The sequence below is a fragment of the Streptomyces sp. NPDC059499 genome, assembly GCF_042749285.1.
GTDB lineage: Bacteria > Actinomycetota > Actinomycetes > Streptomycetales > Streptomycetaceae > Streptomyces.
In genome coordinates this window covers 64,142-87,625 of sequence record NZ_JBHYTT010000009.1, presented here as the reverse complement: position 1 = coordinate 87,625, position 23,484 = coordinate 64,142, and the positions used below count along the sequence as shown (strand labels likewise).

Sequence of the window (23,484 nt, the reverse complement as noted above, 5' to 3'; positions counted from 1 at the left end):
GCGCCGTGGTGATTGCCTCTACGGTGCCCGGATGGCAACTCAGGTGATTGTGCTGAACGGTGGGTCCAGCTCGGGCAAGTCCGGGATCGTCCGGTGTCTGCAGGCGGTGCTGCGGGATCCGTGGCTCGCCGCCGCGGTCGACTCGCTGATCGAGGCGATGCCCGCGTCCATGCAGACGTCGGACGCGGGAATCGGCTTTGCCGAGGACGGCGGGGTGACTGTCGGCTCGCAGTTCAGGGAGTTGGAAGCGGCGTGGATGGAGGGGGTGGCCGCGATGGCCCGTGCGGGGGCCCGGGTCGTCGTCGACGACGTCTTCCTCGGCGGAGCGGCGTCCCAGGAGCGGTGGCGGAAGGCCCTGGGCGGACTGGACGTGCTGTGGGTCGGCGTCAGGTGCGACGGAGAGGTCGCCGCGGCCCGCGAGGTCGCCCGCGGGGACCGGGCCCGGGGGATGGCCGCGCTGCAGGCGGAGGCGGTCCACCGGGGCGTGGTGTACGACCTCGAGGTGGACACCACGCACACGGAGTCCCTGGACTGTGCGCGGGTTGTCGCCGGCCACGTCACGTGACCCGTAGGGTGACGGCATGCTGATCCGAAAGGCCGATGCCGCGTAGGCGTCCCGGGGCCGTACGCGCCGAGCGGTGGCGGCCCCGTAGGTATGTTCCGGTGCATCGGATCCGCGGTGTCTCCGCGGCGACGCGCGTCGCGATCCGGAGGCTGGAGGAGAAGCGGCTGTGGCCGGGCGACGTGGCCGCCGCCCTGACCGAGTGCCGGCGGTACCTGGATCAGCCGGGCCGCGTACTGCCCGATCCGGTGATGGACTGTGAGTGCTGTGACCCACTGATGGCGCGTGACTGCCTGGAGGACGTGCTGCTGTGGCTTCCCCGCGGAGCCCGGTCCGACCTCGGGCGGGTGGTCGCCCGGCTGGATGCCGCGTTCGACCGCCGAAGCGTGCCCCTCGGCGCGCACCTCGTGCTTGCCTCCCCGCAGGGTGCCTGCGGGTGGTGGCGCCGGCGCCTGTCGGAGGGCTGACGGGCCGGTCACCGTGGTGGGCACCCGGGAATCAGCCGTCGCCGTTGAACGTTGAACGGGCGGCGGAGGGTGGCTCCGCACCCGTACGGCAGAGCTGGAGAGAAGAAGAGTCATGCGCGTCGAGATCTGGAGCGACATCGCCTGTCCCTGGTGCTACATCGGGAAGGCGCGCTTCGAGAAGGGCCTGGCCGGGTTCGCCCACCGTGACGAGGTCGAGGTGGTGCACCGCTCCTTCGAGCTCGACCCCGGGCGTGCGAAGGGCGACACCGAGAAGGTGATCGACATGCTGGCGCAGAAGTACGGGCGCACCCCCGAGGAGGCCCGCGGCATGGAGGCCAATGTCGCGGCGAACGCGCAGTCCGAAGGGCTCGGCTACCGCTCCGAGGGGCGTGACCACGGCAGTACCTTCGACATCCACCGGCTGCTGCACCTGGCCAAGGCGCGCGGCCGTCAGGACGAGCTGCTGAGCCTCGCCTACCGGGCGAACTTCGCCGAGGAGCGCTCGGTCTTCGACGACGCGGTGCTGGCCGACCTCGCCGAGGAGGCGGGGCTCGACCGGGAGGAGTCGCTGGCGGTGCTGGCCGACCCGACGGCGTACGCCGACGAGGTACGGGCCGATGAGCGCGAGGCGGCCGAGCTGGGCGCGAACGCGGTGCCGTTCTTCGTGTTCGACCGACGCTACGGAATCTCCGGCGGCCAGCCCTCCGAGGTCTTCGTCCAGGCCCTGGAGCGGGCGTGGAAGGACCGTCCGGTCAGCGCGCTCACCACCCTCGGCGGCGAGGCCGAAGCCTGCGACGCGGACGGGGCCTGCGAGGTCCCCCAGGGCGCCTCCGACCGGCACGCATAAGTACTCCTTGGATCCGCCCCTCAACTCTTCGTGATTGACGAGGGATTGAGGGGCGGACAGGCTGGACGCATGGAGACGTCTACGATTCACCAGGTCACAGCCGCCGAGTTCGCACCGGAGACCACCTACCTCAACACGTCCAGCTGCGGTCTGCTGCCCCGCCGGACCGTCGAGGCGGTCAAGGAGCTGGCCGACGACAACGCCACGGGCCGCCGGGCCGGTGCGGGCAGCTTCGAGTCGGTGGACGCCGCACGGGCCGGCTTCGCCCGGCTCGCCGGAGTCGGTCCCGACCGGGTCGCCACCGGCGGCTCCGTCGCCGCCCATGTGGGGCTCGTCGCGGCCTCCCTGGCGCCGGGCTCCGAGGTCCTCGCCCCGGAGGGCGAGTTCAGTTCGGTCGTCAGCCCGTTCGCCGTCCGCGGTGATCTGAAGATGCGGTACGTCCCGCTGGAGGAGCTCGCCGAGTCCGTACGGCCGGAGACGTCGCTCGTCGCCTTCTCCGCCGTCCAGTCCGCAGACGGCAGGGTCGCCGACCTGGACGCCGTCCGGGCGGCGGCCCATGCGCACGGCGCGCGGACCCTGCTCGACGCCAGCCAGTCCGCGGGCTGGCTGCCGCTGGACGCGGGGGCGTACGACTACACGGTCACCGGAGGCTTCAAGTTCCTGCTGTGCCCCCGGGGTGCGTCGTTCCTGACCGTGACGGAGGAGGCGCAGGAGACGATCCCCGTGGTGTACGCCGGTTGGGTCTCGGCCGAGGACCGCTGGAACAGCACGTACGGGCCGGTCGAGCAACTGGCCGTCACGGCACGGCGCTTCGACGAGCCGGCCGCCTTCCTCGCGTACCACGGCGCCGAGCGCTCCCTGGAGCTGCTCGCGGAGGTCGGAGTCGACGCGCTGTACGCCCATGCCACCGGGCTCGCCGCACTCTTCCGCGACGGGCTGGCCGGGATCGGGCACGAGGCGGTGCCGGGGGAGTCGGCGATCGTCGCCGTGCCGGGGCTCGGCGGCCGCCTGGACGAGCTGACGCGGGCAGGGGTCATGGTCTCGGACCGGGCGGGAAATCTGCGGGCGGCGTTCCACCTGTACAACACCGAGGCCGACGTGGACCGTGCGCTGGACGTGCTCTCGGGCTGAACCGGCAGCCCTCTCCGGCCGAACCGGTCACTCCGGCCCGGGGCACCCCTCGGTCTCCCGGCAGAGGTTCGCCTCGACCTTGGCCAGGAGCCTGGCCAGCTCCGTGCGTTCCGCCGGGTCCAGCCCCGCGAGGGTGTGCTCCTCCAGGCTGGACCAGGCGTCGCGCACCGAGGCGTGGAGCCCGCAGCTGTCCTCGGTGGCCTCGACCAGGACGGCCCGCCGGTCGGCCGGGTCGGGGCAGCGGCGCACATGCCCGGCCTGGTCGAGCCGCTGGAGCATCTTGGTGACGGTGGACGGGTCGAGGTCCACGGCCTTGATGAGCTCCGCCTGGCGCACGGCCCCGCCGTCCCACAGGTGCATCATCAGGAGTTCCTGGCCGGGATAGAGGCCGAGCCCCTTGAGCAGCCTGCCCGCCGCGATGCGGTGCAGTCTGGCGATGCGCGAGACGGCATGGCTGACGGGGCCGCCGCGGGCGGCGCTGGGCAGCGCCTCGGCACAGACGGGATCTGCGGGGGCCGTGCTGTCGGCCTTCATCGGGACTCCTCGGGGCGGTGGTGCTGCCCGGTCGATTCCGCTGCCGGGTCCGTGACGTCGCCTGGTCCATGACGTCTCCATGAACTTTACCTTGGTCGGCCAATTAATGGGTTACAGTGGCGCGGAGATAATTACTTGGCCGACCATGTAAATCCCCCGGGAGCTTTCATGACCACCGTGTTCGACCCCATCGACCTCTCCGGTACACAGCTCGCCAACCGCATCGCGCTCGCGCCGATGACCCGCAGCCGGGCCGGTGACGGCGGCACGGCCACCGATCTCGTCGTCGAGTACTACACCCAGCGCGCCTCGGCCGGACTGATCATCACCGAGGGCATCCAGCCGTCGGTGGTGGGCCAGGGCTACCCCTCCACCCCCGGACTGCACAGTGCCGAGCAGGTCGCCTCGTGGCGCAGGGTCACCGACTCCGTCCACGAGGCCGGCGGGCGCATCTTCGCCCAGATCATGCACGCGGGCCGCATCGGCCACCCCGTACTGCTGCCGGACGGACTCACCCCGGTCGCCCCCTCCCCGGTCGCGGCGCCCGGCCAGGTCTACACCCAGGTGGGCCCGAAGGACTTCGTCGAGCCGCGCGAGCTGACCGACGCCGAGATCCGGACGACCGTCGAGGACTTCGCCGCGGCCGCCCGCAACGCCGTCGACGCGGGCTTCGACGGGGTCGAGCTGCACGGCGCCAACGGCTACCTGATCCACCAGTTCCTCGCACCGAACACCAACCTGCGCACCGACGAGTGGGGCGGTTCCGAGCAGGCCCGCATCCGCTTCGCCGTCGAGGTCGTCAAGGCCGTCGTCGCCGAGATCGGCGCGGAGCGCACCGGGCTGCGCATCTCGCCCGGAAACCCGTACAACGGCATCGAGGAGCCCGCTCCCGACGCCGTCTACACCGCACTCGTCGCGGAGCTCGAACCGCTCGGAATCGCCTATCTGCACATCCTGGAGCAGGTCGAGATCCGCGAGCTGACGCTCGCGCTGCGCAAGCAGTTCTCCGGGACCGTGGTCCTCAACGTGCTCACCGACGGGCCGACCGGACCGGAGCACCACACGGTGATCGACGACGGCATCGCCGACCTCATCTCCTACGGCGTGCTCTTCCTCGCCAACCCGGACCTGCCGGCGCGGCTGAAGGCCGGCGGGCCGTTCAACACCCCGGACCCGTCGACGTTCTTCGGCGGCGAGGCGAAGGGCTACACCGACTACCCGGCGCTGCAGGACCGGTAACCGGCCGGCTGTCGCACCGCGTACTCCGGCCCCCTGACGGGCGAAGGCCCGGCAGGGGGCGACGCGTGTGCGCGTCCGACGGCGCTACGCCGAGTCCCGCCGGACCAGCTCGGTGGGCAGGATGACCGCGGCCGGGTCCTCCCCGCCGATCTGCGCCAGCAGCACCCGTACCATCTCGGAGCTGATCCGGTCCCACGGCTGACGGACCGTCGTCAGCGCGGGACGGGCCGCGAGCGCCGCGGGCGAGTCGTCGAAACCGCCGACCGCGATGTCCTGCGGCACCCGTCGGCCAGCCCGCTCCAGCGCGGTCAGCACCCCCTGTGCCATCAGGTCGGACGCGACGAACACCGCGTCGATGTCCGGTGTGCGTTCCAGCAGGAGCGAGGCCGCGGCCTCACCGCCCGCACGGCTGTAGTCGCCCGGCACGACCAGCGCCTCGTCGAAGGGCAGCCCGCACTCGGCGAGCGTCTCGCGGTAACCCGCCAGCCGCTCCACGCCGCCGGGGGTGTCCAGCGGGCCGGTGACCGTGGCGATCCGGCGGCGCCCGGACTCGTACAGGAACCGCACCATGTCCCGTGCGCCGTCCCGGTCGGCCGCCGCCACATAGCTGACCTTCGAGCCCTGCCCGAGCGGCTTCCCGCAGGCGACCAGCGGCACGCCGGCCTCGTGCAGCTGGGCGGCGACCGGGTCGCCGGAGTGACTGGAGACCAGCAGCACCCCGTCGACGTGCCCGGCGATGTACCGCATGTTCCGGCGGCGTTCCGCCTCCGTTCCCGCGATCATCAGCAGCAGCGGGATGTCGTGCGCGGCGAGCGCCGTGGTGCAGCCGCGCAGCAGCACGTTGAAGTTCGGGTCCTCGAAGAACCGCTCCTGCGGCTCGGTCAGCAGGAACGCCACCGAGTCGGAACGGCCGGTGATCAGCGACCGGGCGTGCCGGTTCACGGTGTACCCGGTCCTGCGGATGGCGGAGTTGACCGCGTCGAGGGCGGCGGGGCTGACGTTGTGGCCGCCGTTGAGCACCCGGGAGACCGTGCCCCGGGAGACCCCGGCCTCCCGCGCGACATCGTGGATCGTCGGCGGCCGGCGGCGTCCCGTGCCGTTCTGTTCTGTGCGGCTCATGGTGCTTGATCTTTCATCAAAGGAAGCCCTGTTGAGGAGCTGTCAGGACTTTACGGCGCCGGAGAGCAGGTCGAGGCTCCAGAACCGCTGGATCACGAGGAACAGGGCGATCAGCGGAATGATCGCCAGGAGTGCCCCGGTGATGACCAGCGTGTACAGCGCCGGGGTGTTCGAACCCTGCTGGAGCAGCGTGTAGAGCCCCAGGGTCACCGGGAACTTCTCGTCGTCGCCGAGCATGATGTAGGGGAGCAGGAAGTTGTTCCAGACCGCCACGAACTGGAACAGGAACACCGTCACCAGTCCCGGCAGCATCATCGGCAGCGCGATGGTGCGGAAGATCCGCCACTCGCCGCCGCCGTCCATGCGTCCCGCCTCGATCACATCGGCCGGCACGGCCGCCGCGGCGTAGATCCGGGCCAGGTAGACGCCGTACGGGGAGAGGATCACCGGCAGCAGCACCGACAGGTAGGAGTCGGTCATGTCCGCCTGGGCCAGCAGCAGGTACTGCGGTACGGCGAGGATCACCGGCGGCATGAGCACCCCGGCCAGCAGGATGTTGAAGACGGTCTCCTTGCCGCGGAAGCGGTACACGGCCAGCGCGTACCCCGAGACCGCGGACACCGCCGTGGACAGCAGGGCGCCCACCCCGGCGTAGAAGGCGGAGTTGGCCATCCACTTCCAGTACACCCCGTCCCGGTACGCCGTCAGGTCGGCGACGTTGTCGGTGAACCCGGAGCCGGGCAGGAAGGTGAAGGTGGAGAACAGCTCGCTGCCGGACTTGGTCGAGGCGACCAGGACCCAGACGACGGGCAGCAGGCAGTACAGCGCGCCGAGGAGCAGCGCGGCCGTCGGGACGAGCGGGAAGCGGCGGGGGCCGGTGGCAAGGGACTGCGTACTCATCGGGAGTCTCCCTGCTTCGTACGGGAGTTGGCCGCCTTGAGGAAGCCGAAGGACAGGGCGAGCGTGGCCAGGGCGATGATGACCGCCTGCGCCGCCGCGGCGTAGATGTCGTTGTTGACGAAGGCGTCCTGGTAGACCTTCATCAGCGGACTCCAGGTGGTGGAGAGCGAGTTGGTCAGCGGCTTCAGCGTGGTGGGCTCGCTGAACACCTGGAGCGTCGCGATGATCGAGAAGAAGAAGGTCAGGATCAGCGAGGGCGCCACCATCGGGATCTTGATCCGCAGTGCGATCTGCAGCTGCGAGCAGCCGTCGAGGCGCGCGGCCTCGAAGATCTCGACGGGGATCGCCCGCAGCGACGTGTAGATCACGATCATGTTGAAGCCGGTGCCGCCCCACACCGCGATGTTGGCCAGGGAGAGGTACAGCGGGCCGCCGTCCAGGAGGTCCGGCTGCGACAGCCCCGCCTTGTCGAGCAGGAAGAGGAAGGGGCTGACGTCGGGCAGGTAGAGGAAGCCCCACATCAGTGCGGCGATGACACCAGGGATCGCGTACGGCAGGAAGATCGCCAGCCGGGTGAAGCCGCGCAGCCGGACCCGTTCGGTGTCCAGCAGCAGGGCGAAGAGCAGGGCGAGCCCGAGCATCACGGGGACGACGATCGCGCCGTACCCGAGGATGCGCAGCGCTCCGTGCAGCAGCTCCGGGTCGGAGAGCGCGTCGGTGTAGTTGGCCAGGCCCGCCCAGATCTCGTCCCGGGCGCCCTTGCCCAGGCCGAGCCCCTTGACCTCGGTCCTGCGGAAGCTGAGGTACAGCGCGTACCCGATGGGCAGGGCGAAGAAGAGAAGGAAGAGGACGGTCGCGGGTATCAGGAAGGCGTACGGGGCGCCCTTGACCCCGTACGGCCTCCTGCGGGGTGCGCGTGTCACTCGGAGACTCCGAAGCCCTGCTTCTTGAGGTCGGCGACCGTGGCGTCCTGCATCGCGGTCAGCGCGGGACCGAAGTCCGACTTGTTCTTGGCGGCCTCGGCGAAGTTGTCCTTGAAGGCGGTGTACGCGACGTTGACGTTCGGGCCCCACGCGGCGGGCGCGGTGCCCTGGGCGATCTTGGCTGCCTCGGTGTAGAAGTCGGGCTGGTTGGAGAAGTAGTCGGGGGCCTGGGCGAGCGCCCCACCGGTCTGGGCGGCCGTCGCGGCGGGGTAGATGCCGCTCTCCTTGACGAGGGCGGCGAGCGCGGCCGGGTCCGTGTTCAGCCACGTGGCGAACGTGGCCGCGGCCTTCTTGTTCTTGGAGTCGTTGGTGACCGCGGTGGAGGAGCCGCCCCAGCTGCCGGTGACGTTCTCGCCGGCCGTCCACTGGGGGAGCGGGGCCATCGCCCACTTGCCCTTCGTCTCCGGCGCCGCGGTGGTGAGGGTGCCCGGCGCCCAGACGGCGCTGACCCAGGCGACCTGCTTGCCGGTGTTGAGCGCCTTGTTCCAGGCCGGGGTGTACATCGGCTGGTTGTCGATGGCGCCCTCCTTGACGAGGCCGCCCCAGAAGTCGGCGACCTTCTGCGTGGCGGGGTCGTCGATCGCGACCTTCCACTTGTCGCCGCCGGTGGTCCACCACTGGGCGCCGGCCTGCTGGGCGAGGCCCGCGAAGAGGCCCGAGTCGTTGGAGGAGAAGGTCGTGAGGTCCTTGTCCGGCGCCTTCTTCTTCAGCGCGCGGGCGGTCTCGGCGAACTCGTCCCAGGTGGTGGGCACGGTCAGGCCGTACTGCTTGAAGAGGTCCTGGCGGTAGTAGAACATCAGCGGGCCCGAGTCCTGCGGCAGGGCGTACAGGGCGTCGGAGCCCAGGGTCGTCTGCTGCCAGACCCCGTCCGCGAAGGCGCTCTTCGCGTCGCCCGCCTCCTTGGATATGTCGGCGAGGACGTCGTTGGAGACCAGGGTGGGGAGCGCCTGGTACTCGGCCTGGACCAGGTCGGGGGCCTTGTGCGCCTTCGCCGCGGTGATGATCTTGGTGACGAGGTCGTCGCCCGACGCCTGCTTCTTCACCGTGACCGTGATGCCGGCTTCCTTGCCCGGTCCGTCGTTCCAGATGTCCGCGACCTTGTCCAGGCCGGGAGCCCAGGCCCAGTAGGTCAGCGAGGCGGGTCCGGAGGCGGCCGGCTCGTCGCCCCCGTCGTCCGAGGAGCCGCAGCCCGAGAGCAGGGCGCCGGCGGCGAGTGCGGCTGCGGTGGTCACCGCGACGGAGCGGTATTTCATGGTTTCTCCCCTGACGAGACGGGCCGGCGCATCGGCGGACCGGCCGATCGGACGCTGTGAGCGTTCACAGTAGAGAAACGAAACCGACACTTGTCAATGGTTGTTGCTGTGCGGTTATGTTGGGCCTGCGTCGCCACGAGTGTGTGTGCACGTTCCCAGAAGTTGTTCCAAAGAGCCAGGAGACGTCCATGCCGCACTCAGCGCCCGCTGCCACCCCGATCGGTCTGCACAAGCTGGCTTTCGGCGGCGACTACAACCCCGAGCAGTGGCCCGAGGAGGTCTGGCACGAGGACGTGCGCCTGATGCGGGAAGCCGGCGTCACCATGGTCAGCGTCGGGATCTTCTCCTGGGCGCTCCTGGAACCCGAGCCGGGCAGCTACGACTTCGGATGGCTCGACCGCCTCCTGGACCTGCTGCACGTCAACGGCATCCGCGCCGACCTCGGCACCCCCACCGTGGCACCGCCCGCCTGGTTCTACCGCGCCCACCCCGAAGCCCTCCCGATCAGCCGCGACGGGGTCCGCCACGCCTTCGGATCACGCGGCGCGATCTGCCACAGCTCGGCCCCGTACCGTGCGGCCGCCGCGAACATCACCGAACAGCTCGCCCGCCGGTACGCGAAGCACCCGGCCCTTGCGATGTGGCACGTCCACAACGAGTACGGCGTCCCCGTCAGCGCCTGCTACTGCGACAACTGCGCCGCCCACTTCCGCCGCTGGCTCAGCGGCCGGCACGGCTCCGTCGATGCGGTCAACGAGGCCTGGGGCACCAACTTCTGGGGTCAGCGCTACCGCACCCTCGACGAGATCGACCCGCCCCGCACCACCCCCACGGTGGGCAACCCCTCCCAACAGCTGGACTACGCCCGCTTCGCCGACGCCACCATGCGCGAGAACTTCACCGCCGAACGCGACATCCTGCACCGGCTCGCCCCCGGCGTCCCCGTCACCACCAACTTCATGACCGCCCTCAGCCAGTGCGACTCCGTCGACTACTGGGCCTGGGGCCGCGAGGTCGACATCGTCACCAACGACCACTACCTGATCACCGACGGCCGCCGTACCCACGTCAACCTCGCCATGGCCGCCGACCTCACCCGCTCCGTGGCGGGCGGCGCCCCCTGGCTGCTCCTGGAGCACTCGACCAGCGGCGTCAACTGGCAGCCCCGCAACCCCGCCAAGCGCCCCGGCGAGATGGCCCGCAACAGCCTCGCCCACGTCGCCCGCGGATCCGAGGGCGCGATGTTCTTCCAGTGGCGCCAGTCCCGGCGCGGCGCCGAGAAGTTCCACTCCGCGATGGTCCCGCACGCCGGCACCGACTCCCGCGTGTGGCGCGAGGTGACCGCGCTCGGTGCCGGCCTCGGCCTGCTGGAGGGCATCCGGGGCACCCGTACCGTCGCCGACGCCGCGATGCTCTGGGACTGGCAGTCCTGGTGGGCACAGGCCCTGGAGTGGCGCCCCAGCGAGGACCACGACGCCCGCGAGCGCGCCGACACGTTCTACGCCTCGCTCTACGACCGCCACCTCACCGTGGACTTCGCCCACCCGGACGCCGACCTGTCCGCGTACCCCCTCGTCGTCGTCCCCGCCCTCTACCTCGCCACCGAGGAGACCGGCCGCAACCTGCGCCGCTACGTCGAGAACGGCGGCACCCTCGTCGTCTCGTACTTCTCCGGCATCGTCGACACCCACGACGCCGTGCACCCCGGCCCCTACCCGGGCGCGCTGCGGGACGTCCTGGGCCTGACGATCGAGGAGTTCTCCCCGCTCGGCGAAGGCGAAACGGTCCGCCTGATCACTCCCGAGGGCGCACCCGAAGGACCGGAGCTGACCGGCGACCTCTGGACGGACGTGGTGATCCCGCGCGGCGCCGAGACCGTCTGGTCCTACGCCGACGGCATCCCGGCCGGCCGCCCCGCCGTCACCCGCAACAGGCTCGGCAAGGGCACCGCCTGGTACGTCTCCACCCGGCTCTCCGGCCCCCACCTGGACGCCGTCCTGGACCGTGCCTGCGCCGACGCCGCCGTCGCACCGCGCACCGGGCTCTCCCACGACGTCGAAGTCGTCACGCGCACCGGGGACAACGGCACGTACCTCTTCGCGATCAACCACACCGGCACCGACACCGAGGTGGCGCTGGACGCCCCCGGCACCGAACTCCTCACCGGCGAGCCCGCCACGCACCCTCTCGCCGTCCCGGCGGGCGCGGTGCGCGTCGTACGGCTCGACGGCTGAGGCGCACCGAGAACCCCCGCACACATCCCCCGTTACCCCGCACAACTGTCGAAGGGACATCGACGATGTACGGAACGACGCACACCCGCAGAGCCGCAGGAACGGTGGCCGCACTCTCCGGCCTGCTGTTCGCCGCCCTCCCCGCCCAGGCCGCCCACGCGGCCACCACCCCCGCCAACCCCGGTTTCGAATCGGGCAGCACCGGCTGGTCGACCTACTCGGCGGGCGGGCAGTCCGCCGCCTCCTTCACCGAGGCGGGCGGCCACGCGGGCAGCACCAGGCTCAGCCACTGGTCCGCCTCGGCGTACAAGGTCGAGACCTACCAGTACCTCTCCGGTCTCACCGACGGCACGTACACCCTCAGCGCCTGGGTCCGTTCCGGCGGCGGCCAGAACTCCGCCTACATAGCCCTGCGCAACTGCGGCGCCGCCGAGCAGCGCACCGACCTGCCGCCCACCGCCGACGGAGCCTGGATCCGGCTCGTCACCTCCGTCAAGGTGACCGGAGGGGCCTGCACGATCAGCCTCAACTCCGACGCGCACGCGGGGGAGTGGGCCAACTTCGACGACATCACGTTCACCCAGGGCACCACCGGGCTGAGCGTCAAGGGCGGTGACCTCTCCACCCTCCCGAAGAACGAGGCGCACGGCGCGACGTACCGCAACGCCGGCGGTACCGCCGGCGACGCGATGACCATCCTCAAGAACTCCGGGATGAACTACGTGCGCCTCAAGGTCTGGGTGAACCCGGCCGACGGCTACAACAACAAGGCCCGTGTGCTCGCCATGGCCAAGCGCGCCAAGGCACTCGGCATGAAGACGCTCATCGACTTCCACTACTCCGACGCGTGGGCCGACCCGGGCAAGCAGAACAAGCCCGCCGCATGGGCGGGCCACAGCTACAGCCAGCTCCGCACCGACGTCTACAACCACACGTACGACGTGCTGAACGCGCTGAAGGCCCAGGGCACCACCGCCGACATGGTGCAGATCGGCAACGAGACCAACGGGGGGATGCTCTGGCCCGAGGGGTCCACGGACAACTGGTCCCAGCTGGCCGGCCTCCTGACCTCCGGGGCGAACGCCGCCAAGGCCGTCTCCTCCGGTACGAAGGTGGCGCTGCACCTCGCCAAGGGCGGCGACAACGCCGGCACCCGCTGGTGGTTCGACAACGCGGTGTCGCGGGGCGTCCCCTTCGACGTCATCGCGCTCTCCTACTACGGCTACTGGCACGGCTCGCTGTCCGAGCTGCAGACCAACCTCGACGACACCGCCTCCCGGTACGGAAAGCCGGTGCTGGTCGCCGAGACCGCGTACGCCCACACGCTCGCGGACGACGACGGCCTGGAGAACAACGTGGCCACCGCGTCCCAGCTGGTCACGGGCTACCCGGCGACGCCGGCCGGCCAGGCTGCCAACCTCCGCGACGTCATGAACGTCGTCGAGGCCGTCCCGAACGGCCGCGGGCTCGGCGCCGTCTACTGGGAGCCGGCCTGGACCGCAGCCACCGGCAGCGGCTGGGACCCGGCCGACCCCTCGTCGGGCAACGCGTGGGAGAACCAGGCGGTGTTCGACTACGACGGGAAGCTGCTCCCGGCGGCGAGCTGGTTCTCCCACCGGTAGGGGTTACAGGGGCGCGCCGTGCCACTTCCACGAGGTGACACGGTCGCGGCCCGCCAGGTCGGCGCGGCCGGTGGACCAGAGCAGGACGGCCCACCGGTCCTCGTCGTCCGGCGCACCGGGGAAGAGCCGGGCCAGCACCCGGTCGCACAGATCGGCGGGCGGCGCCCAGGCGAGGGACAGGCCCTCGGCGATGTCGTGGGTGTGCACGAGGGTCTCCACGATGCCCATCGCGGCGAAGCCCTCCGGGTCGGAGAGCCCGTACGAATGGTGCGAGCGGACGTCCGCCGGAGTCGTCCGCACCATCGACGTGAGCAGGGCGCCGCTCGCCTCCAGGGTCTGCAGCAGCCCGGCGGACCCGGCCGCCGGGTCCGCGAAGATCGAGTTCGCCGGGCCGCCCTTGCGCTCCGCGGCCCACCGGTAGGGCACCTCGGTGTCCGTCGGCGGCTTCCGGGGGCCGAGCTGGACCGCGTACGCGAAGAGATCGTCGCTCAGGTGCTCGACGGTCTCCCAGCAGCTCCACTCCAACGACCCGGCCGGTGCGTGCCAGTTGCCCTCCGGGGACTCCTCGAGGACGTCGACCGCGAGGTGCACGGCTCGGGCCACGTCGTCCGCGGTGACCGGCATCCGGGTCCCGCTCAGCGCCGCGCGCTCGGCGGCGCTGCACTCCACGCAGAACTCGTTGCCCTCGGGGTCGGCCATCGTCGCCCAGCCCCGCCCGTTGGGCTTGCGGTGGTCGGCGACCAGCGTGGCGCCGAGAGCGAGCAGCCGCTCGACCTCCGCGTCACGGCTGCGGTCGTCGGGGCGCAGATCGAGGTGGACACGGTTCTTGGAGCTCTTGGGCTCAGGCACCGTGACGAAGAGCAGGGCCGCACGAGGTGACTCGACGAGCGCCTCGGGGTCACCGGGCGCGTCGTCGTCGGACATGGGGGAACCGAGGACCTCGGCCCAGAAGCCGGCCAGCTTGTAGGCGTCGGCGCAGTCGATGGTGACGTGCTGTACGAGGGATGTCATGAGCGCCACCCTCTCCGCTGACCCGGTCCGAGGTCCAGCGAGTTGAACGGACGGGCGGGGCCCGCGGTGGTGGACGCCGGTGGCGTTCCTCGTCCCCGTCAGCCGAGGATCTCGGCCGCCTTGGTCATCGGCCCCCCTGCGTCACCGGTGTTCATCGTTCCCGCCGGTTCGAACAGCAGGATCGCGGTCTCCTCCTCGGCCACGGGGCAGTGTTCGACACCGCGGGGCACCACGAACAACTCGCCGGGCTCCAGCACCACATCGGTATCCCTGAGCCGGATCGTGAGCCGCCCGCTGATGACCAGGAACAGTTCATCGGTGTCCTCGTGGGAATGCCAGACGAACTCCCCCTTCAGTTTGGCCAGTTTGACCTCGTAGTCGTTGAGGACGGCTACCTTCTTCTGCGACCACAGGTCGCTGAACTGGGAAAGCTTGTCGGCGAGGTTGACGGGAACAGCGGATGTGGACACGGGGAGCCCTTCGTCGAGGGACGGCGCCTCTCAGGTGGCCGCCCGGCGTCACGAGCCTGCCGTGCTCCGGCTCCGCATGTCTCGTACGTTCCTGGACATTGGCCGAAGAACGCCGGAGGGACGGTACGCGTGACGCGTACCGCCCCTCCTGACCGTCGTACGTCCCTACTTCACCGGCGTGAAGTCGCGCGCCCCGATGAACTCGGGGCGGCGGACCGGAGCCGCGAAGGGCTCCTCGGCCGTGTTCTCCACACTGTTGAACACGATGAAGACGTTGCTGCGCGCGTACGGGGTGATGTTGTCCCCCGAGCCGTGCATGCAGTTGCAGTCGAACCAGGTCGCCGAACCGGCCCTGCCCGTGAAGAGCTTGATGCCGTGCCGGTCGGCCATCTTCGTCAGCGCCTCGTCGGACGGGGTGCCGGCGTCCTGCATCTGCAGGGACCTCTTGTAGTTGTCCTTCGGCGTCTCGCCCGCACAGCCGAGGAACGACTTGTGCGAACCGGGCATGATCATCAGCCCGCCGTTGGTGTCGTAGTTCTCGGTCAGCGCGATCGAGACGGACACCGTCCGCATGTTCGGCAGGCCGTCCTCGGCGTGCCAGGTCTCGAAGTCCGAGTGCCAGTAGAAGCCCGAAGCGCCGAAGCCGGGCTTCACATTGATCCGGGACTGGTGGACGTACACGTCCGAGCCGAGGATCTGACGGGCCCTGCCCACCACGCGCTCGTCGCTCACGAGCCGGGCGAAGACCTCACTGAGCTTGTGGACCTCGAAGACGGACCGCACGCTCTGCGACTTCGGCTCGATGATCGAGCGCTCGTCGGCACGGACCGCGGGATCGGCGACGAGCCGTTCCAGCTCGGCGTGGTAGCCGGCCACCTCGTCGTCCGTGATGATCTGGTCGACGGTGAGGAAGCCGTCCTGCTCGAAGCCCTGGAGGTCCTTCGCGGCGACGGGACCGGGCGCGCCCGGCGCGGACCAGATGACCGGGTCCTGGCGGGGAGTGGTCATCTCGGCGGCGCCGCGCGAGGGGTACAGGTCGGCGCGTACTTCAGTGGTCATGGGGTTCAGCCCTCCTCTGTCAGCAGCGGATAGACACCGTTCTCGTCATGGTCCTCCCGTCCGGTGACGGGGGGGTTGAAGACGCACACGCAGCGGAAGTCGGTCTTGGGCCGCAGCGTGTGGTGCTCGTGCCCGTTCAGCAGGTACATCGTTCCCGGGGAGATCCAGTGCTTCTCGCCGGTCTCGTCGTTGGTGAGCTCGGCCTCGCCCTCGGTGCACAGCACGGCCTCGATGTGGTTCGCGTACCACATGGACGTCTCCGTGCCCGCGTACAGCACGGTCTCGTGGAGCGAGAAGCCCACCTTCTCCTTGGCGAGCACGATGCGCTTGCTCTCCCAGGTGCCGGAGGCGGCCTTCACATGCCGGTCGGTGTTCTCGATGTCACTGAACGATCGGACGATCACGGTGGGATGGTGCCTTTCTCTTCTGTACTGCTCAGATGTGCCTGCCCCGGGGGCGTACCCCGGTCAGGCGGTCTCACGGACGGACCGGGCCAGCGTGCGCAGGCCCTCGTCCAGCTCTTCGGGTGTGATGGTCAGCGACGGAAGCAGCTTCACGACCTCGCTCTGCGGGCCCGAGGTCTCCAGCAGCAGGCCCAGCTCGAAGGCGCGGGCACAGACGGCGGTGGCGCGCGCGACGTCGGGGAACTCCAGGCCCCAGACCAGGCCGCGACCGCGGAAGTGACCGCCGAGCTGCGGGTTCTCGTCGCAGATCGCGAGCAGCGCACGCTCCACCTGCTCGCCGCGTGCCAGGGTCTGCTTCTCCATCTGGCCGTCCGCCCAGTAGGCGTCGAGCGTGGCGGCGGCCGTGACGAAGGCTGGGTTGTTGCCGCGGAAGGTGCCGTTGTGCTCGCCCGGCTCCCAGATGTCCAGCTCCGGCTTGAACAGGCAGAGCGCCATCGGCATGCCGTAGCCGCTGATGGACTTCGACAGCGTGACGATGTCCGGGACGATGCCGGCCTCCTCGAAGGAGAAGAAGCCGCCGGTGCGCCCGCAGCCCATCTGGATGTCGTCGACGATCAGGAGCATGTCCTGGCGGTGGCAGAGGTCCTGGAGCGCGCGGAGCCACTCGGCGCGGGCGACGTTGATGCCGCCCTCGCCCTGCACGGTCTCCACGATCACGGCGGCGGGCTTGTTGAGCCCGGAGCCCTGGTCCTCCAGGAGCCGCTCGAACCACAGGAAGTCGGGGACCTGGCCGTCGAAGTAGTTGTCGAACGGCATCGGGGTGCCGTGCACCAGCGGGATGCCGGCACCGGCGCGCTTGAAGGCGTTGCCGGTCACGGCGAGCGAGCCGAGCGACATGCCGTGGAAGGCGTTGGTGAACGAGACGACGGACTCGCGGCCCTTGACCTTGCGGGCGAGCTTCAACGCCGACTCGACCGCGTTGGTGCCGGTCGGGCCGGGGAACATCACCTTGTAGGGCAGGTCACGGGGGCGCAGGATCACGTTCTGGAAGGTCTCCAGGAAGGCGCGTTTGGCCGTCGTGGCCATGTCCAGACCGTGGGTGATGCCATCGCGCTCGATGTAGTCGATCAGCGCGCGTTTCAGCACCGGGTTGTTGTGGCCGTAGTTGAGGGATCCGGCACCGGCGAAGAAGTCGAGGTACGAGTGTCCGTCCTCGTCCGTCAGCCGGGCGCCCTGCGCGCGGTCGAAGACTGCGGGCCAACCGCGGCAGTAGCTCCGTACTTCCGACTCCAGGGTCTCGAAGACACTCAGGGCGGGCGGGGTGATGGTCACAGCGAATCTCCTGCTCGAGGGGGGTGTGACGGGCGGCGGGTGAGGCATGCCCCGGGCGGGGGGCGGGTCAGGCCCTACGCGTGGAGCGGGCCGATGCGGTACAGGACCTCCGGCAGGTGCGTTCCCTCCGGGAACAGCTCGCCGTCGAAGAGCACCTCGCGCTCCAGGGGAACGTCGTGGCGCTGCGCGAAGGAGGTAAACAGGCGGTCGGACGCGGTGTTGTCCGGAGTGACGGTCGTCTCGACCGAAGCCAGGCCCTGGGCGGCGGCGACGCGGGTGGTCAGGGCGTCCAGCAGCGTGGCAGCCAGACCCTTCCCGCGGTGGGCGCGGTCGACGGCCACCTGCCAGACGACGAGCGTCTCGGGGAGGTCGGGGCGGATGTATCCCGTCACGAAGGCGACGGGGTCGCCGTTCTCGTCGCGGGCGACCACGGAGGTCGCCGCGAAGTCACGGCACCACAGCAGGTAGCTGTACGAGGAGTTGAGGTCCAGGACCTCGGAGTCGCGGGCAATTCGCCAGATCGCGGCTCCGTCCTCCACTCGCGGGGTGTCGATTCTGAGGAATTCGCTTCGGGCACGTGCAAAGTCTGCTGGTGCTGCGGTCATGCGAATTGAATTTACCCAGCAAAAATCAAAATTGCATCGAGGTAGGGGGTTGGGCGAGAGGGTTCACTGTGTTATCACGCGGGCGCGATCCGGGCCGGATCGGGGGACGTTTTCTCAGCATTTGACCGGAATTTATCCGGCATAACGGCCTCTCTGTGGAGTCGGTCACATGGTTGTAACTCTCGTGACGCGCAACCGGATTACGCGGCTCGACCCTGTGGGAACTGGGGTGTTTAGCTACGAGGAAAGCGGGAAGAAGAATGCGGGGAGCTACTTTGGATAAAGTAACTCCCCGCAATTCACCGATTAAGGCTCCGGATTATGGATCCGGGTGAATTCACTTCCCCGGCCAGGTTTCCGATACGGCCTTGCGGGCAGCCTCCGGGTCGGTCGTCCGTCCGGCGCCCTCCAGCGCGGCGCCCAGGGCGGCGAGGGAGGACCGCACCGCGCCCGGCGTCGCGTCCACGCCGTAGTGGTTGACCCGGATCATCTCCTTGGACAGCGCACCGCCGCCCGCGATCAGCGGCAGCGAAGGGTCGGCGGCGAGCGCCCGCTCGACCAGGGCGGAGGCGTCGACGCCCTCGGGGGCGCGCAGCGTCGTGGCGACCGGCGCCGCGTCGCGGGCGTCGTGGACGTACGGCTCCAGCCCGCCGCCGAGCGCCAGTGCGCCCGCCCGGGTCGCCGCCGCCGCCGAGGCGTGCCGGGCCGTCAGGGAGTCCAGGCCCTCGGCCTCGATCCGCTCCAGACAAGCCTCCAGCGCCAGCATCTCCAGCTGCGCGGGCGCGTGCAGCAGTGCCTTGCGCCCACCGTCGATCCAGCGCGTCTTCCAGTCCAGGAGGGAGAGGTACGAGTGCCGCGGGGCCTTCGGGTTGGCCGCGATCCGCTCCCAGGCCCGCCCGCTCACCGACACTGCTGAGACCCCGGCCGGGCCGCCCATCGCCTTCTGGGCGCCGATGACACACAGATCCACGCCCCAGGCGTCCGGCAGCAGCGGCTCCGCCCCCACCGACGCGACGGCGTCCAGCATGAACAGCGCGCCGTGGGCCCGGACCGCCTCGCCGATCTCCGCGACCGGATTGGTGTTGCCCGTCGCGGCCTCGGCGTGCACCAGCGACACGAAGTCGATCTCCGGGCGTGCGGCCAGTGCCTGTGCGACCTGCTCGGCGGTGACCGCCGTGTGGAACGGCACCGCCAGATCGACGACTTCGGCGCCGCAGTCGCGCAGCCAGTTGCCGAAGGTCTGGCCGTAAGGACCCGTGACGATGTTCAGCGCGGTCGAACCGGGCCCGGCCCCGCCCCGGATGCAGCCTTCGAGGGGGAGCAGCGCCTCGCCCTGCATGATGACGACGTCCTGCTCGGTGGCGAGGAGGCCGGCCACCCGACGCTCGATCGCCGCGAAATGCGCGGCGGTGAGCGGGGGAAGGTCGAGGAAGGGGTGCGTCACGGTGGTGCTCTCTTCGGATCGGTCCAGCTGCGGTCAGCGCTTGCGTCGAGGGTACCCAGCGCCTCTTCGAGAGCCTTGTCCACCGCCTCGTACAGTGCTGGTATGAGTGATCACGAGGTGGCGCCGGTGCTGCGGATCAAGGGGCGGGTGCTCGTCGGCCCCGACGACGTCAGGGACGGTCTCTGGGCCGTCGACGGGCGGATCACCTACGAGCGGCCGCCCGGCGCGGACGACGCGGTGACCGTCACCGGCTGGGCCCTGCCCGGTCTCGTCGACGCGCACTGCCATGTCGGTCTCGACCGCCACGGGCCCGTCGACGCGGCGACCAGCGAGAAGCAGGCACTCAGCGACCGGGAGGCCGGCACGCTGCTCATCCGGGACGCCGGATCACCCTCCGACACGCGGTGGATCGACGACCGCGAGGACCTGCCGAAGATCATCAGGGCGGGCCGTCACATCGCCAGGACCCGCCGGTACATCAGGAACTACGCCCATGAGATCGAGCCCGGTGACCTGGTCGCCTACGTCGCGCGGGAGGCGAGGCGCGGGGACGGCTGGGTGAAGCTGGTCGGCGACTGGATCGACCGCGACGCCGGCGACCTGACCGCCTGCTGGCCGCGTGCCGAGGTCGAGGCGGCCATCGCCGAGGCGCACCGCCTGGGCGCCAGGGTCACCGCGCACTGCTTCGCCGAGGCGGCCCTGCGTGACCTGGTGGAGGCCGGGATCGACTGCATCGAGCATGCGACGGGGCTGACCGAAGACACCATTCCGCTCTTCGCGGAGCGAGGCGTCGCGATCGTTCCGACGCTGGTCAACATCGCCACGTTCCCCGACCTCGCGGCGGGAGGCGAGTCCAAGTTCCCCCGGTGGTCCGCACACATGCGGCAGCTGTACGAGCGCCGCTACGACACCGTGCGCGCGGCGTACGACGCGGGCATCCCGGTCTTCGTCGGGACCGACGCGGGCGGCTCGCTGGCCCACGGGCTGGTGGCGGAGGAGGTCGCCGAACTGGTGAAGGCGGGCATCCCGCCCCTCGAAGCCCTCTCCGCGACGGCCTGGGGCGCCCGGAAGTGGCTCGGCCGACCGGTGCTGGAGGAGGGCGCTCCGGCGGATCTGGTGGTGTACGACGAGGACCCGCGGGCGGACGTGCGCGTGCTGGCGGATCCGCGGCGGGTGGTGCTCGACGGACGGGTGGTCGGCTGACCTGCCGGGGGAGGCGCCGAGTTGACCGACAGGTGACCCGGCAGCCGCCCACTCGTTGAAGCACCTCGTTGCGTCTCCCCGCCGTTCGGTGCCCGCGGTCGCCCGCGCTGGGCGAAACGAGTGACTTCGGGGAACTCCTGTGCCGGATTATTCGAAGATGCACGCGAAAACCCCCCTTTGGAGTGAACTGACGCCAGGTGTCTGTCAGTTCACTCTCCGTGCGTAAAGATTCACGGAGTCGAAGCCCTCCGGCGTACGCGATGTCCCCCATTGACGGCGCCGGAGGGCTCCATGTCTCTTGTGGGGGTTCCACCATTTTGAACAGCAACACCTTCCGCCTGGCTGCCCTGGCGGTCGCCGCCGCGCCCGTCGCACTGCTGGTCGCCGTCCCCGCGCAGGCCGCCACCGCGACGGCGCCGGCCACCCCGGCCGACGGCCGCGGAAAGGCGAGCGCGGTCGTGCTCCGTGCCGCACTCGACGTCTCCCTCCTGAACAAGTCGGTCGAGGTGCCGCTCAAGGCCACGCTGAACGAGGTGCAGGCACCCGCGAGTGCCGACGAAACCGCGCTCAGCGTGGAGCTCGACGGAGCGGAGCGTGGCCGCCCCGTCCATGTGCTGAAGGCCGACGTGGCCACCGCGAAGGCGACCGTCGACAAGCGCAGGGCCGAGGGCTACACCAACCTCGTGAAGGCCCGGGTGCACGTGCCGGGGCTGCCGCTGCTCTCGCTCGTCGAAGTCGAGAAGGTCACGTCCAAGGCGCTCTGCGAGGTGGGGAAGAAGCCGGTCGCGGAGTCGAACGTGCTGGGGCACGTCTCGGTGCTCGGCAAGCGGATCAGGCTGACCTCCGGCGGTCGGACGCAGGTCGAGGTGCCGGGCGTCGGCGAGGTGACCCTCGACCTGTCGAAGACCAGCACCACCTCACGTACGGCCGCCGCGACGGCGCTTCAGCTGCGGGTGTCCGTGAACCCGGGCAAGCTCAACGTGGCCGATGTGCAGGGAGAGGTCACGCTGGCCGAGGCCACGTGCAGGACGCCGAAGGGCCATGGCGGCTCGTCGGACGGCGGCGCCAGTGACGGTGGTTCGGACAACGGTGGTTCGGACAACGGCGGTTCGAGCACCGGAGGTTCGGACACCGGCGGTTCGGACAGCGGCGGTTCGAGCACCGGAGGTTCGGACAGCGGCGGTTCGCAGGACGGCGGCTCCACCGCAGGCTCCTCCGGCAGCGGCAGCGGCAGCGGCGGCTCGACCGGCGGATCCGGTGACACCGGCAGCACGGGCGACAAGGGCGATGCCGTCGACGTGAAGCCCCAGACCGGCGCCGACCCGGTCCAGGCAGCCGGCAGCGGCGACCTCGCCGAGACCGGATCCAGCTCCTCGACCCCGTACATCGCAGCCGGTGCGGCCCTTCTGCTGGCGGCCGGCGCCGGTGCCACGGTCGTCGCCCGCAGGCGTGCCCGGAGCTGAACCGCCCGAGGGAGGACGGGGCGGGGCGGGAAGCGGCGTCCGTGTGACGGAACACCGCTTCCCGCCCCGCGGGTCCGTCAGCCGACCGCTCTCCGGGGCAGCCCCTGCAGCGCCAGGTCGAGCGCCTGCAGGAACCTGTTGGTCGTCACACGGTCGCGCACGGCCAGCCGCAGCCAGTCGGTGCCCAGCCCGGGGAACGTGTCGCCCCGCCGCGCGGCGAACCCACGTGAACGCAGCCGCTCCCTCACCTCGCCCGCCCGCTCCATCCGCAGGAGAACGAACGGCCCCTCGGCCGCCTCCACCGCCTCCACCTCACTGAACTCCGCGAGCCCGGCCAGCAGATGCGCCCGGTCCACCACGACACGGTCCGCCGCGTCGGCCGCCTCCACCAGCGCACGCGGTTCCATGCAGGCTTCCGCAGCCGCCAGGGCGGGGGAGGACACCGGCCACAGCGGCTGCGCCTCCTGCAGCAGAGCCAGCGTCGCCGGATCCGCGAGCACATAGCCGATCCGCAGCCCCGCGAGACCCCAGGTCTTGGTCAGGCTCCGCAGCACGACGAGCCCGGGGACGTCCTCACGCCCGCACAGCGCCTCCCGTTCGCCCGGAACGGCGTCCATGAACGCCTCGTCGACCACCAGCGTGCGACCGGGCCGTGCCAGTTGCTCCAGGACACCCGCGGGATGGAGTACGGACGTCGGGTTGGTCGGATTGCCGACCACCACCAGATCGGCGTCCTCGGGCACCGCCGACGGGTCCAGCCGGAAGCCGTCCTCCGGACGCAGCACCACCCGCCCGACCTCGTGCCCGGCCGCCCGCAGCGCCGCCTCCGGCTCCGTGAACTGAGGATGCACGACGACCGGCCGCCGGGCCGGCAGCGCCCGGGCGATCAGTACGAAGGCCTCGGCAGCCCCCGCCGTCATCAGGACACGCTCCTCGGGCAGTCCGTGCCGTGCGGCCACCGCCGCCCGTGCCGGACGGCTGTCCGGATAGGCGGCCAGCGAGCCCAGTGACGCGGCTATCCGCTCCCGCAGCCAGTCCGGGGGCGTACCGGTCCGTACGTTCACGGCAAGGTCGGTCAGATCGAGGCCGCGTACTTCCGCGTCGCCGTGGTGCCGCAGATCGGGCCCGGCGCTGTCGATGTGCTTCGTGGGGGGCAGCATGGCAGCCATGGTGAACGGCTCAGCGCCATTCGTCGACGCCGGGGTACCGACAGAAAGCAGACGGCGCGCCACCGCGCAGGTCGCCGAGGCCGACTTCCGCTTCGGTACGAGGAGTTCGTCCGCCCCGACGAGCGCGGCAGCCTCCGCGACCGACGGTGTTCCCACGGCGTCCCGCGGCGCCCCCGAGGGGTTCGGTACGCGGACGGCGGCCAGTACCGCGGCGGGAAACGCGCGCACCGGTACCCCGAGCCGTGCCGCCGCTCCCGTGATCCCCGGTTCGTCCGCCCTCGTGTCGAGCGTCGCCACCTCCACCACGTCGGAGGCCGCCGACCCGGCCGCGCGCAGTGCCCCGAGAATCAGCCCGAAGACCTCCTCGGCCGTGACGCCCCGTCGGGCACCGACGCCGACGACGAGCTGGGTGCGGGTCATGAGCGGAGTCCCT

The 23,484-nt window shown here is 70.6% G+C and carries 22 protein-coding genes; 9 read left to right on the top strand and 13 right to left on the bottom strand.

The features are described from left to right. Positions 1 to 31: 31 nt before the first annotated feature. From cpt to ACFW9O_RS21565, 4 genes are all read left to right on the top strand, one after another. Entirely contained in the window at positions 32 to 565 is a 534-nt protein-coding gene (gene cpt, locus ACFW9O_RS21580) for a chloramphenicol phosphotransferase CPT (RefSeq protein ID WP_384611411.1), read from the top strand. Positions 566 to 663: 98 nt separating this feature from the next. Continuing rightward, the gene (locus ACFW9O_RS21575) at positions 664 to 1,029 is read left to right on the top strand and encodes a hypothetical protein (protein ID WP_384611410.1); all 366 of its coding nucleotides are present in this window, start codon (positions 664 to 666) and stop codon (positions 1,027 to 1,029) included. A 112-nt stretch (positions 1,030 to 1,141) separates the two neighbouring features. Then, positions 1,142 to 1,876, top strand: coding sequence for a DsbA family oxidoreductase (locus ACFW9O_RS21570; protein ID WP_384611408.1), 735 nt, complete (start codon positions 1,142 to 1,144; stop codon positions 1,874 to 1,876). A gap of 69 nt (positions 1,877 to 1,945) precedes the next feature. Continuing rightward, positions 1,946 to 3,007, top strand: a complete 1,062-nt coding sequence (locus ACFW9O_RS21565; RefSeq protein WP_384611407.1) for an aminotransferase class V-fold PLP-dependent enzyme — start codon at positions 1,946 to 1,948, stop codon at positions 3,005 to 3,007. Between the two features lie 27 nt (positions 3,008 to 3,034). Here ACFW9O_RS21565 and ACFW9O_RS21560 read toward each other — a convergent pair whose 3' ends face one another. Continuing rightward, positions 3,035 to 3,541, bottom strand: a complete 507-nt coding sequence (locus ACFW9O_RS21560) for a MarR family winged helix-turn-helix transcriptional regulator (RefSeq protein ID WP_384611405.1) — start codon at positions 3,539 to 3,541, stop codon at positions 3,035 to 3,037. Between the two features lie 168 nt (positions 3,542 to 3,709). On the opposite strand from ACFW9O_RS21560, the gene ACFW9O_RS21555 reads away from it, so the two are divergent. Further along, entirely contained in the window at positions 3,710 to 4,780 is a 1,071-nt protein-coding gene (locus ACFW9O_RS21555) for an alkene reductase (protein ID WP_351168641.1), read from the top strand. A gap of 84 nt (positions 4,781 to 4,864) precedes the next feature. Here ACFW9O_RS21555 and ACFW9O_RS21550 read toward each other — a convergent pair whose 3' ends face one another. Genes ACFW9O_RS21550 through ACFW9O_RS21535 form a run of 4 tightly spaced genes read right to left on the bottom strand, consistent with a single transcriptional unit; the run spans position 4,865 to position 9,035 of the window. Then, entirely contained in the window at positions 4,865 to 5,899 is a 1,035-nt protein-coding gene (locus ACFW9O_RS21550; RefSeq protein WP_351168647.1) for a LacI family DNA-binding transcriptional regulator, read from the bottom strand. 42 nt (positions 5,900 to 5,941) lie between these two features. Continuing rightward, complete coding sequence (locus tag ACFW9O_RS21545) at positions 5,942 to 6,799, bottom strand: carbohydrate ABC transporter permease (RefSeq protein ID WP_351168649.1); 858 nt, start codon at positions 6,797 to 6,799, stop codon at positions 5,942 to 5,944. Continuing rightward, complete coding sequence (locus ACFW9O_RS21540; RefSeq protein ID WP_384611402.1) at positions 6,796 to 7,722, bottom strand: carbohydrate ABC transporter permease; 927 nt, start codon at positions 7,720 to 7,722, stop codon at positions 6,796 to 6,798. Before ACFW9O_RS21540 ends, ACFW9O_RS21545 begins: the two co-directional genes overlap by 4 nt. Continuing rightward, complete coding sequence (locus tag ACFW9O_RS21535) at positions 7,719 to 9,035, bottom strand: extracellular solute-binding protein (RefSeq protein ID WP_384611400.1); 1,317 nt, start codon at positions 9,033 to 9,035, stop codon at positions 7,719 to 7,721. Before ACFW9O_RS21535 ends, ACFW9O_RS21540 begins: the two co-directional genes overlap by 4 nt. A gap of 188 nt (positions 9,036 to 9,223) precedes the next feature. Between ACFW9O_RS21535 and ACFW9O_RS21530 the strand changes: the two genes are divergently transcribed. Both ACFW9O_RS21530 and ACFW9O_RS21525 read left to right on the top strand, forming a co-directional pair. Then, a complete protein-coding gene (locus tag ACFW9O_RS21530) occupies positions 9,224 to 11,269 on the top strand; it encodes a beta-galactosidase (RefSeq protein WP_384611398.1) in 2,046 nt (681 codons plus the stop codon). Between the two features lie 65 nt (positions 11,270 to 11,334). Further along, positions 11,335 to 12,891: an arabinogalactan endo-beta-1,4-galactanase gene (locus tag ACFW9O_RS21525; RefSeq protein ID WP_384611396.1), complete on the top strand. Its 1,557-nt coding sequence runs from the start codon at positions 11,335 to 11,337 to the stop codon at positions 12,889 to 12,891. Between the two features lie 3 nt (positions 12,892 to 12,894). Here the strand turns inward: ACFW9O_RS21525 and ACFW9O_RS21520 are convergent, their stop codons facing one another. The 7 genes from ACFW9O_RS21520 to ACFW9O_RS21490 form a co-directional block, all read right to left on the bottom strand. Further along, the gene (locus tag ACFW9O_RS21520; protein ID WP_384611394.1) at positions 12,895 to 13,902 is read right to left on the bottom strand and encodes a VOC family protein; all 1,008 of its coding nucleotides are present in this window, start codon (positions 13,900 to 13,902) and stop codon (positions 12,895 to 12,897) included. 98 nt (positions 13,903 to 14,000) lie between these two features. Next, positions 14,001 to 14,372, bottom strand: a complete 372-nt coding sequence (locus tag ACFW9O_RS21515; RefSeq protein ID WP_351168659.1) for a cupin domain-containing protein — start codon at positions 14,370 to 14,372, stop codon at positions 14,001 to 14,003. Between the two features lie 165 nt (positions 14,373 to 14,537). Next, entirely contained in the window at positions 14,538 to 15,431 is an 894-nt protein-coding gene (gene thpD / locus ACFW9O_RS21510) for an ectoine hydroxylase (protein WP_384611392.1), read from the bottom strand. A 5-nt stretch (positions 15,432 to 15,436) separates the two neighbouring features. Further along, positions 15,437 to 15,835: an ectoine synthase gene (locus tag ACFW9O_RS21505; protein WP_037691652.1), complete on the bottom strand. Its 399-nt coding sequence runs from the start codon at positions 15,833 to 15,835 to the stop codon at positions 15,437 to 15,439. A 63-nt stretch (positions 15,836 to 15,898) separates the two neighbouring features. Then, complete coding sequence (gene ectB, locus ACFW9O_RS21500; RefSeq protein ID WP_384611390.1) at positions 15,899 to 17,167, bottom strand: diaminobutyrate--2-oxoglutarate transaminase; 1,269 nt, start codon at positions 17,165 to 17,167, stop codon at positions 15,899 to 15,901. A gap of 74 nt (positions 17,168 to 17,241) precedes the next feature. Further along, positions 17,242 to 17,706 (bottom strand): diaminobutyrate acetyltransferase, encoded by a 465-nt coding sequence (gene ectA, locus ACFW9O_RS21495; protein WP_384611388.1) that lies wholly within the window; start codon positions 17,704 to 17,706, stop codon positions 17,242 to 17,244. Between the two features lie 403 nt (positions 17,707 to 18,109). Then, the gene (locus ACFW9O_RS21490) at positions 18,110 to 19,216 is read right to left on the bottom strand and encodes a pyridoxal-phosphate-dependent aminotransferase family protein (RefSeq protein WP_384611386.1); all 1,107 of its coding nucleotides are present in this window, start codon (positions 19,214 to 19,216) and stop codon (positions 18,110 to 18,112) included. 102 nt (positions 19,217 to 19,318) lie between these two features. Here ACFW9O_RS21490 and ACFW9O_RS21485 point away from each other — a divergent pair, with 102 nt between their 5' ends. Together ACFW9O_RS21485 and ACFW9O_RS21480 are read left to right on the top strand one after the other, a co-directional pair. Beyond that, positions 19,319 to 20,419 carry an amidohydrolase family protein gene (locus ACFW9O_RS21485; RefSeq protein WP_384611384.1) on the top strand — a complete coding sequence of 367 codons (1,101 nt, stop codon included), beginning with the start codon at positions 19,319 to 19,321 and terminating at the stop codon, positions 20,417 to 20,419. Between the two features lie 317 nt (positions 20,420 to 20,736). Continuing rightward, positions 20,737 to 21,882: an SCO1860 family LAETG-anchored protein gene (locus ACFW9O_RS21480; RefSeq protein ID WP_384611383.1), complete on the top strand. Its 1,146-nt coding sequence runs from the start codon at positions 20,737 to 20,739 to the stop codon at positions 21,880 to 21,882. A gap of 77 nt (positions 21,883 to 21,959) precedes the next feature. Here ACFW9O_RS21480 and cobC read toward each other — a convergent pair whose 3' ends face one another. After that, positions 21,960 to 23,471, bottom strand: a complete 1,512-nt coding sequence (gene cobC, locus ACFW9O_RS21475) for an Rv2231c family pyridoxal phosphate-dependent protein CobC (protein ID WP_384611381.1) — start codon at positions 23,469 to 23,471, stop codon at positions 21,960 to 21,962. Between the last annotated feature and the right edge of the window lie 13 nt (positions 23,472 to 23,484).